This is a genomic window from Priestia sp. P5_B4, assembly GCF_056400385.1.
On the sequence record NZ_JBFULJ010000415.1, the window covers coordinates 1 to 3,288 of the forward strand.

Consider the following 3,288-nt stretch of genomic DNA (forward strand, 5'->3'; position numbering starts at 1 on the left):
TCCTTACGATGCAAAAGGTTTATTATTAGCAGCAATTGAAGACAATGATCCGGTTATCTTTTTTGAAGACAAAACATTGTACAACATGAAAGGTGAGGTTCCTGAAGGCTACTATACGATTCCATTAGGAAAAGCGGACGTGAAACGCGAAGGAACGGATTTAACTATTGTAGCGATTGGCAAACAAGTAAATACTGCACTTACAGCAGCAGATCAATTATCTCACAAAGGAATTGACGTAGAAGTAGTCGATCCGCGAAGTCTATCCCCTTTTGACGAAGAGACGATTCTTTCTTCTGTAGAAAAAACGAATCGATTAATTGTTATTGACGAAGCCAACCCAAGATGCAGCATAGCAACAGACATTGCTGCGCTAGTTGCTGATAAAGGATTTGACATGCTTGATGCACCTATTAAACGAATTACAGCGCCACATACACCTGTGCCATTTTCACCTCCATTAGAAGATATTTATCTGCCAACACCGCAAAAAGTAATTGAAGTTGTATCGGAGTTACTAGGAGATAAATCGCTTTTAAGCGTGTAAATAAAGAGAAAGGAGGAGGAAGCAAATGGCTGCAGAGGTTGTAATGCCAAAACTAGGTATGGCAATGAAAGAAGGAACCGTTTCGACATGGAATAAAAAAGTTGGAGACTCCGTTTCAAAAGGAGATATGATTGCAAGCATTAATTCTGAAAAAATCGAAATGGAAATTGAAGCTCCGCAGGACGGTGTGATTCTTGATATTCTTGTGCAAGAAGATGTAGGGGTGCCTCCTGGAACGATTATCTGTTATGTTGGACAGCCAAACGAGCAGCTTACTGAGCAAAACAGTTCAGCAAATGAGCTTCAGGCTCCCAAAAACGAAGTAGCTGCCACTATTTCTTTAGAAGAGCCGCCAGCAAACGCAGCTTCATCAAAAAAGAGGAAAGAAACGGTGCTTATTTCACCAATTGCACGGAAACTAGCAGAATCTGAAAACCTTAATGTTGAAACGATTAAAGGCACAGGACCAAAAGGAAGAATCACCAAAGCAGATGTAGAGAAAGTGCTGGCGGAAAGAGCTTCAGAAGCGAGTCGTCCACCAGCAGAAATAGATAAAGCTATAAAAAAAGAAACGCTTCCAGTAGCGGGCATGAGAAAAGTCATTGCAAGTCGAATGCATAATAGTTTATTAAACAGTGCCCAATTAACGATTAATATGAAAGCTGACGTGACGGATTTGCTGTCTCTGCAACGAGAAATCAAAGATGTGATCCAACAACGCCATAAGGTGAAGATATCTCTAACTGATTTTATTGCTCGCGCTGTTGTTCTTTCACTTCAAGAACATAAACAAATGAACAGTGCTTATATAGATAACGAAATTCATCTCTATAACCATGTTCATCTTGGAATGGCCGTAGCCTTAGAGAATGGGTTAGTAGTCCCTGTTGTGCAACATGCTGAAAAGATGTCGTTAGTTGAATTAGCTGCAGAGATCAAAACACGAGCAGCAGATGCTCGGCAAGGTCAGCTGAGCACTGATAGAATGCAAGGTTCTACATTCACTATTACTAATCTCGGTGCTTACGGAGTAGAGTATTTTACACCTGTATTAAACCCGCCTGAAACAGGAATTCTTGGTGTTGGAGCTACTGAAGATGTACCGATGTATAAAGGAGACGAATTACAAAAAAGAAACTTGCTGCCTTTAAGCCTGACGTTTGATCATCGCGTACTGGACGGAGCACCTGCAGCTAATTTCCTTGGAACTATTAAACAATACTTAGAACAGCCTATTTTACTACTCTTATAGAAAGGGGTGCATTCCGTGAAACCTTTAGTTGTGATTGGCGGCGGTCCAGCAGGATATGTGGCGGCAATCACTGCCGCTCGGCAAGGAAAACAAGTTACGTTAATCGAACAAAAAGATTTAGGTGGAACCTGTTTAAATGAGGGCTGTATGCCAACAAAGTCGCTATTAGCAAGCGCGGAAGCCTATGAGAAAATTAAGAAAGCTGAGCAATTCGGCATCAATCTTCCTTTAGAACAAGTGAAAATTAACTGGGATGGCGTTCAGCATCATAAAACAACCATTGTTAAAAACTTGGTCAGGGGAATCAGCTATTTGATGAAAAAGAACAGTATTAAAGTCATAAAAGGAGAAGCTTCTTTTTTGACAAATCATTGTCTAGCCGTGCGAAACGAAAATTACGTAGAAGAGATAGAGGCTGAACAGTTTATTATTGCTGCGGGTTCAGAACCTGCTAGCCTGCCATTTGCTCCTTTTGATGGAAAGTGGATCATTCACAGTAAACAAGCAATGTCGCTGCCTGCTATCCCTTCATCTCTTTTAATAGTAGGAGGAGGTGTAATTGGATGTGAATTTGCAAGCATTTACAGCCAAATGGGAACAAAAGTAACGATTGTGGAAGCGGCAGATCAGCTGCTTCCTGGTGAAGATGCCGACATCGCATTGACGTTACAGGAAGAATTAGAGAAAAAAGGCGTAGGGATTTATACATCCGCTTCGCTAACGGAAATGAAGCCAGAACATAAAACGGCTCTATTTAAACATAAAGAAGAGCTGCATGAACTGCAGGCTGAGTATGCATTAATTTCTATTGGCAGAAAACCTAAAGTGCTAGGTCTGGGTTTAGAACAGGTTGACGTACATTTTTCAAAACAAGGAATTGATGTTAATGAGCATATGCAAACGAATATACCTAATATCTATGCTTGTGGAGATGTAGTTGGCGGAATTCAGCTTGCTCATGTCGCCTTTCATGAAGGCACAGTTGCTGCTTTGCACGCATGCGGAAAAGATAAGAGCGTAAATTATCGAGCTGTACCCCGCTGCATTTATACTCACCCTGAAATTGCAAGTGTCGGTATGACAGAAAAGCRGGCTCGAAGCGAATACGGCGATATTCGCGTCGGAGAATTCTCGTTTACGGCAAATGGTAAAGCAATGATTGCAAATGAGTCCGTTGGAAAAGTGAAAGTAATCGTAGAACCGCAGTTTAATGAAATTATTGGGCTTTCCATTGTAGGTTCACATGCTACAGAATTAATTGGACAAGGAACCATTATGATGCACGGAGAGTTGACCACAGATATARTGGAAGACTTTATAGCTGCCCACCCTACATTATCTGAAGCCATTTACGAAGCTCTTTTGCAGTCGGCGGGTCAGGCCGTTCACTCCTGATTACGCAGGTGCCCAAGTTATTAAACTTTTTGAGGATAAAAAGTAAAAATGAATGATTCAAAAAGATAACTAGAGGATGAAGGAATCACGGAAG

Annotated in this window: 3 protein-coding genes; all 3 read left to right on the plus strand. The window is 41.1% G+C overall.

Annotated features, from left to right (window positions below):
- The coding region (locus tag AC1DRF_RS20450; RefSeq protein ID WP_477741541.1) for an alpha-ketoacid dehydrogenase subunit beta at positions 1 to 547 on the plus strand (547 nt) is incomplete at its 5' end.
- A 25-nt stretch (positions 548 to 572) separates the two neighbouring features.
- The gene (locus tag AC1DRF_RS20455; RefSeq protein ID WP_427076298.1) at positions 573 to 1,799 is read left to right on the plus strand and encodes a dihydrolipoamide acetyltransferase family protein; all 1,227 of its coding nucleotides are present in this window, start codon (positions 573 to 575) and stop codon (positions 1,797 to 1,799) included.
- 15 nt (positions 1,800 to 1,814) lie between these two features.
- Positions 1,815 to 3,194 carry a dihydrolipoyl dehydrogenase gene (gene lpdA / locus AC1DRF_RS20460; protein ID WP_477741542.1) on the plus strand — a complete coding sequence of 460 codons (1,380 nt, stop codon included), beginning with the start codon at positions 1,815 to 1,817 and terminating at the stop codon, positions 3,192 to 3,194.
- Positions 3,195 to 3,288 lie beyond the last annotated feature (94 nt).

Bases quoted from the DNA above. Each gene is read 5' to 3' on its own strand.
- AC1DRF_RS20455 (WP_427076298.1), top strand. From the start codon at position 573: ATGGCTGCAGAGGTTGTAATGCCAAAACTAGGTATGGCAATGAAAGAA.